We start from the raw sequence: 7,433 nt of genomic DNA, 5'->3' as shown, positions 1-7,433 counted from the left end.
AGTGCCAGGAACCTTCGGGATTGCCCCATTCGGTACGGTTCATTCGCTTGGCATCCGTTCCTCGCACAAACGGATAATTTAACCATTCATTCGCATAACTCAATATATAAGTTTCATTACCGAAATCATAATCCTGTTTTCCGTTAGGCGGGAAGTGTACATTCCCTACCTGTGCCTTTCCATTCTCAAACTTATTATATATTAATCCGTAAGCAGAATATTTTTCCCAAGTAGTAAGCTGAAATAAACTTGTTTTTTTATCGTAATCCCACCATCCATATACCTTCATCATGGTTGACTCGAACCGGTGACCATAACTCTCCAGTGCACAGGCTAAATCTCGTTCATAATTTAAACCCATGATGCTAAGTAACTCTGTACATGAGGGATTTTCATTGGGAGGAGAATTGATCCAAAAAGCATCTTTACCCATCATATGTGATTCCCACATACCTCCATAAGGAAATGACCACACCCACACTTCATGAATTTCGCCGTTATCCCGCATTTTATCAAAACCGTAAAATTTAACCGACTCATTATAATTATATTTTGTACCTCTCGCCTTAAGGGTATTCCACCCCGGTTCCCGCAAATAAGAGACCATTTCCGCAATGGATATATGCTTTTTCCCGGGATCATCCTGAAAATAGGTGAACAGGGTATCTGCCTCTATTTCTGTTACCACTTGATAATCTACTGTGTATCCGGATATTTCTTCTAATGTTTTTTCATAATCCTGAGAAAGCTTCACTGGGTCATACCAGTTTACCCCCAATGCTCCGTTGTGAAAATGCTTGCCTTCATAGACGGGATTTTCGTATAATACGGCTACCTTTACCGTAATTACATCGGCCATTTCATCCATCAGATATACCTCTTTACGAATGGTTTTGTCTTTTTCAAAATTCAGGCTGGGTGTTTCTGCTTGTAACCTTAGGTTATGAAAATAGATATTCAGGTAGTAAACACCGTTTAACTGAGAGAGAGAAACGTTGTTTTTATTGAATTCGCTTGCTTTGAAAACAACAACTCCATCACCCGATGTTTTATGCGATACAATGATGTTTTTTCCCAATGCCCGGTCCTCCACGTTCTTAAATATTTCTACCACAGCTTGGGACACCACTTGCTTATCTTTGTTGTCAAACACCTTCACTTCCAGTTGCAGGTCGGAACCAACCTTTAGCTCTTCCTCCTGTTCAGGTGGCTTCTGCGAATCTTTCATGTTCGATTTCTCACAGGAATATACACATGGAATAATCCCCAAAAAAATAAAACTTAATAATATGTATTTTAATTTCATTTTTCAACTTTTTATAAATATGTGGGAGTTAATAATATGGCTTGGTCTTACATATACATAAGACCAAGCTTAAATTGACTCAATTGAAATTTCCGTCAATTGCGGTATAAGGAATTTTACAACTCACTTCCCATGTGCCGCTTTCATAAAATGTGATAATGGAACGTATTCTCACAAACCAGGCATCCGCATCAGCCCAGTTATTGGCCGGCCAATTATCCGGAGCGATAAGACTCGGTACTTTGCCTGCCAAGAAATCCTGATATAATTTATCAATGTTAAAAGATTTAAAATCGGTAGCAGTAGGACCTTTCAAATAAGACCTAAGATTCACATCCGCAGGCCAAGGTGTAGTTGGAAATTCAAGAATCATTCCCTCAGGCGTATTTTGTCTATTTATCGAATGATCAATGTAACTATATGTGCCTGTTGCATAAGTTGCATATTCCGCAGGATTGAACAGAGCTCCTTTGGCATCTACTAATTTGAATATAACCTTAATGCCCACAGTCGGTTCATCAAACAACTTGTGAATACGCACAAACTCTTTGCCGTTATCGGCATATATATTGTTTCGACGTGCTACAAAATCGGGGCGGGAGTCATTGATTTGGTCATACAAAACAAAGTTATTTGCTCCGCTCTTAACTACTGATATACCATTGATTACTTCGTTGACCGTGAAAGGTCTGGAAGTTGAGGTTAATTTAATAGTGGCGTATTCAGGAAAGACCTTTGTACCTGCAGTATTTGTAACTCGCACAGACACATGAAATACATCGCCCGGATTGGATAAATTTCTCGTAACTTCCGTATATATCAACTGTCCGTTAATCGGATTAATGATCAATGGAGTTAACAGAGTATCCTGCAATTTGCTCAACACCTGCTCTTCAGTTTTGTCCGTCAAGAAATCGTATGGTTTTTTCCATGTCCGGTAGGTGAACTCTTTAAAAAATTGCTCTGAGCGTACTCCCGACACATCAGTGACATCCTCAATACTGAAAGTACAGGGTTGGGACGAGTAGTCGGTCCATGCATAATTCGTAGCGCCCTTTCCTCCAATGGGAAGGTAGAGAGTATCGGCTCCTCTCAAATATATGTCGTCACTCAAGAAACCGATGCTATCGGGCTGTTTATAACAAGAGAGACATAACATCAATGATGAGAGGATGATGGTGACAATAAAATATGCTTGTTTTCTCATATCCAATTATTATTAAAATTACAATTTATCATCTTTTCTTGTTCCGAAGAAGAATAGCGAATGATAATAATAGTGATCCGTATAATTATAATCGCCTTGATACAATACGTGAACCACCCCATTGTTTGTCAGAATATCCGACACATACATTCTATACACATGGTCACATTCCGGATTATCGTAATAGTCGGCTAATACGGTACGTTCCAACGCACTCCACTCCCACTTATTTCCTCTTTTAAAGTGAACATGGATTATGTAGGGCAGTTTTTGAAGAAAATTTGAATATTGATATCCGCTACCTGGGTTACCGGCCCCATCCCATGCCACTCCGGGATCGGTATTTACTTTGTCAACGGAGAGAAAGACCTCGGTTCCATCATGGGCTTTCAATATTTTGCCATTCTCCGGGATGGTTTCGCGCCACCATTTTCCGGGCAAGACATACATTCCCATTTTTTTCAACTCTTCCTGAGAAATATCATTGATGGTTAACTCAGGAGCATTGGGATTAACGCGTAATTCCTGATTGTGGCGGCGGCGTAAATAACGGTTCACCGACCATACATTCGGGGTCACGAGGGTTACATCACCGTTTATTATCTCTTTCATTCCTGCTTTTTCAAAAAGCTGGGCGATAAGTTTCGTTTCTTCCATTTGGTTTAACAGATCAAACGTAGACTTATCCACTTTATTTGTTTTGTTCGCTTCACCACCGATAATATAATCATTGTCACTACAGGACAATAATAGTAAGGAAGCAATCAAGACAGTTATAAGATTGAAATATATTTTCATGTTTCCGTAATTTTGTTTAAATGATTACCATTTTGTTTTCCCATCCCAGTAGGGAGTTTGTTTTATCTCCTTATTAGACGTGAGTATCGATCCGGAGACAGGCCAATAATATCCCTTCTGACTGTATCTGTCAGGCTCCATCACTTGCGGATTGGGAAACCAGTTATTACGAACCATGTCATAATAAATCTGCCCTTCACCGATTAGTTCACTCACGCGTTGTTGAAGTATTTCATTCAGCAGGTCACTTCCGGCATAAGGTGACAATCCTGCACGCGCTCTTATGTTATTCACAATCACAACGGCCTTATCCGCCTGATTATTTTTCTGATATGCTTCAGCTAGCAATAAATAAACATCAGTATATCTGAATACCGGAATGTTTGCTTCTGCGAAATAGGCACTGTATTCATTCCATGAGCGCATAGGATCTACCGTCATGATAGCATATTTTTTCATCCACGTAACCAAATCTCTGTTGTTTGCAACAGGACTGACATCATTGAAAGGTTCGTCGTAATGTGATTCCCATGCTGCAAAGAAAAGGTTAGCTCTGATATCTCCCGTATGCGCTGCAATGTTGTACTCAGGATATATCAAATCCTTTTGCGATCTCGGAACAAAGTTAATACTCGAAGCCCTGTCTTTGGTCACATCGCCATCATGAGAAGGTATTTTGCAGGTCAAATGCACAATACCTCCATGATCCACCCTGTATGACTCGTTCGCTTGCGAAGAGATATTTAACTCAAATACTGCCTCACTTGACTGTCCTTCATAGAGTGTTTTAAGGATGGTAGGATTACTGTAATCTGCAAGCGAATATCCACCTTTTGTAATGACATTCTCCAAAGAAGTGACAGCTGCTGTGAGGTATGCTTGAGATTCCAGCCCATCTCTGTTTGCTAGAAAGTACATCCACATGTTTACGTGTCCGGCCAACGCTTCAGCAGATCCTCGATTAGCACGAATACCCCAATCTTCATTCCCAAAAAGTCCATAATCCAACTTCTCGATAGCTGTATTAACATCATTGAGTACTTTTTTCCCTATTTCTATGTCTGTTGTACGGGGAATGACTATGGGGGTCAAATCATTATTGATTAATTGCGTAGAGGATTCTATAGCCTCACTTATATAAGGGGCATTTCCCCATATACGTAATATATTGAAATAGGTGAGTGCACGCAAAAAATAGGCTTCCCCCACAAGTTTTTCCTTGTTCTTTGTAGTTATATTGCCAATACGGATCTCTTCAATCTTTTTGATAACAAGATTTGCTTGTGCAATCACTTTATAAAAAGGTCCCCAATCTGCATAACCCTCTAATTCTCCCCAAGACTTCGGGGCATTCAAATCTTCAAAATTTCCCACCTTATATAACGCATCGGGAGAGCCGCCATTCCATCCCTTATTCAAAAAACCGGTGGTAGCATCAGCGCGTTGGTACCAGTTTGTAGGTTGAACCATGAGCCCCCTATATAACGCGTATATCCCCAGCACACCGTTTTCCGCATCACTCTCGTTTTGCCAATATACTTCGTTATATACCAAATTAACTTGTTTTACATCCAATAGGTCATCACAACTGCAAAACATAACGATAAACACTATAGCTGTTATGAAAATCTTTTTCATTTCCTGATTTGTTTAAAATTGAAACTGTAACCCAAAAATATAATTACGTGATATGGGGTATCCGTTACCATTATAATAACCTGTTTTTGACACTGTTCGTGGATCCAATACCTGTGATTTTTTCCACATAAAAGCATTGTTGACCGTGATATACAGGTTCGCCCTATTCATTTTCAGATAAGATGTAATTTTATCTGGTAAATTGTACGATAAACTTACATTATCGAGGCTCCAATAGTCTCCTTTTTCAATAAACATGGAAGAACGACGGAACGAACGTGACGACCCACCATCGGAATAAGATATATACATCATCGGGTAATAAGAACCATCTCCAGGCTTTTGCCAAAACTTTGATTCGTCGAACTTGTATGCAGCAAGCATAAAAAATCTTTGTTGGTCATCAAAGTTTGATAATTGCTGTTGTAAAGTTGTATTGAAAATGTAATGTCCAAAAGCGAAAGATGAGTGAGCTCTCAATGAAAAATTTTTGTATCGGATGTTTGTACTGAGCCCTCCCAGTATTTTTGGTTCGGGAGATTTATTATCAATAATCTTTTTATCATATCCATAATTTGCACCATCAATCTGATAGTCGCCATTTGCATCGGTAAAAAGGGGCATACCCGGGAAAATCCGTCCTTGAAGACCCAGCGCCAATCCGGCATCTGCCCACAAATATTGGAGTGCCTGTCCATTCATTGGATTCACCGGAAGGTCATCAAACGAGTCAAGCGTGCCAATGTATTCATAAGTATAATATTGAAAGGCCGGACGCCCCACAACAAACGCATAATCGCCACCAATGTAATCACGTCCGCCATTCCCCAATTTCGCAACAACCGTTTTATGGTTTGCAAAATTCATTGTCCAACTCCATTGAAAATCACTATTGTGGGGAAATAGATAAGAAGTATTTACTTCATACCCGTTACTAATCATGTCTACTAAGTTAGACTCCAATGAATTAAATCCGACATAAGATGGAAGATAGGATCGATAAATTAGTCCTGAAGTATATTTTGAGTAAATATCACCTGTGATTAACAGTCTTTTATTAAACAATTCGAGATCAATTCCGTAATTGATTTCATTCGATTTACTCCAAGACAAATTTCTATTCGCGACCTTGTTAAAGTCAGATACTAACAATGATTTACCACCATACGTTTTCACATCCATCTTGTTGCTATGTATATTATTCAAGTCTGCTCCAACGTTATTAATGGAAATAAGCGAGTTATATTGTAGCAATGGATCACTCGCAATACTCCCGGCACTACCATAAGATACTCGTATTTTTCCGAAATTCATCCAGTTTTCAAAAACATCCTTCAGAAAAGGTTCATCTGAAAACACCCAGTGTGCCTTAATAGAAGGAAAAGTAGCCCATCTGTTATTTGCTCCAAAACGGGATGAAGCATCTCTCCGTAATACTGTCTCAACTTTATATCTGTTTCTTAACAATCCATATGCTGCTGAACCGAAATAGGAGAGCATGTTTGTCTTCACCATATCGGAGAATGCGTTGATATTTTCTTTCTGATACCCCTGTATCACCTTCAAATAATCGGAGGAACCTGCTTCTGCTGCTATCCAGGAATATTGAGACTGATCGGTATTCATTTCCATACCCAGTAAACCGACCACATTATGTATCCCAAACTCTTTTGTATAATTCAGCACAGAGTTTGCGTTCAAGATCATTCCTTTACTGGATTGTGACTGTCCGTAAGCTTTACCGTCGGGTCTTGCACTCGAGGGAATAAAATAATCATTAGAGCCAAACATCAACGATAAAGAGATCTGGTTGTTCAATGACAAGTTGTCATTGAAACGAATCCTTAATGCTTCACTAAATGATAGATTGTGCGTATTATTTTTGTTGTATGCATCACCCAACTGGCCCGAAAACCGACTCAATTCATCCTCTGTCCGGTAATAAAGCGAGGAGGGCAGTTCGGTGGGTGCCGTAGGTAGTGCAATCATGTAACTATTGAACCCTCCCTTCCTGTCCATGAAGCTATAACGAATCAAGAAGTCGTTCCTGAGTTTTTTATTGATATCGTTAACCAAACTTGCGTTTAGCGTCGTCCGGGAAAATCCGTAACCAACCAATACCCCCGTTTCATTATAATGATCCAAACCAATCCGGTAAGAACTTTCTTCTCTTCCTCCTTCAAATGTCAGATTATAATTCTGAGAAAGTCCCGGTTGATAAAACATAGATTGATAATCATACGCATTGTTAAATGCGGGGTTGTATTTGTCTGTCAATACGGAGGGTAACATGTAACCCATCACTTCAAGTCCGTTACGCACATCAACCCAAGCCTGTTCCCCAAATAATGAAGTAAGAGATTTTTGGTATAAATTTAATTTATGCTCTCTCTCGGCTTCACCTATGTACACTTCCATCTTTTTGGGAGAGGCTGTGACGGCATGTGAAATGCTACCGGATAAGCGAGATCTTCCACTGGTACC

The 7,433-nt window shown here is 39.6% G+C and carries 5 protein-coding genes; all 5 read right to left on the bottom strand.

The window, feature by feature from the left end:
* Nucleotides 1-1,228: hypothetical protein (locus Q0502_RS13785; RefSeq protein WP_298651753.1), on the bottom strand; the 1,228-nt coding region annotated here is incomplete at its 3' end.
* Between the two features lie 157 nt (nucleotides 1,229-1,385).
* Nucleotides 1,386-2,513 (bottom strand): DUF5007 domain-containing protein, encoded by a 1,128-nt coding sequence (locus Q0502_RS13780; protein ID WP_298651750.1) that lies wholly within the window; start codon nucleotides 2,511-2,513, stop codon nucleotides 1,386-1,388.
* Nucleotides 2,514-2,531: 18 nt separating this feature from the next.
* The gene (locus tag Q0502_RS13775) at nucleotides 2,532-3,170 is read right to left on the bottom strand and encodes a hypothetical protein (RefSeq protein ID WP_298651747.1); all 639 of its coding nucleotides are present in this window, start codon (nucleotides 3,168-3,170) and stop codon (nucleotides 2,532-2,534) included.
* A 165-nt stretch (nucleotides 3,171-3,335) separates the two neighbouring features.
* Nucleotides 3,336-4,949 carry a RagB/SusD family nutrient uptake outer membrane protein gene (locus Q0502_RS13770; protein ID WP_298651744.1) on the bottom strand — a complete coding sequence of 538 codons (1,614 nt, stop codon included), beginning with the start codon at nucleotides 4,947-4,949 and terminating at the stop codon, nucleotides 3,336-3,338.
* Nucleotides 4,950-4,961: 12 nt separating this feature from the next.
* Nucleotides 4,962-7,433 (bottom strand): SusC/RagA family TonB-linked outer membrane protein (locus Q0502_RS13765; protein WP_298651741.1); only part of this gene is annotated, 2,472 nt, incomplete at its 5' end.

This window comes from uncultured Proteiniphilum sp., assembly GCF_937873925.1.
Classification (GTDB): Bacteria; Bacteroidota; Bacteroidia; order Bacteroidales; family Dysgonomonadaceae; genus Proteiniphilum.
The sequence above is the reverse complement of the archived record's forward strand: the minus strand, read 5'-3'. Positions and strand labels throughout refer to the sequence as shown.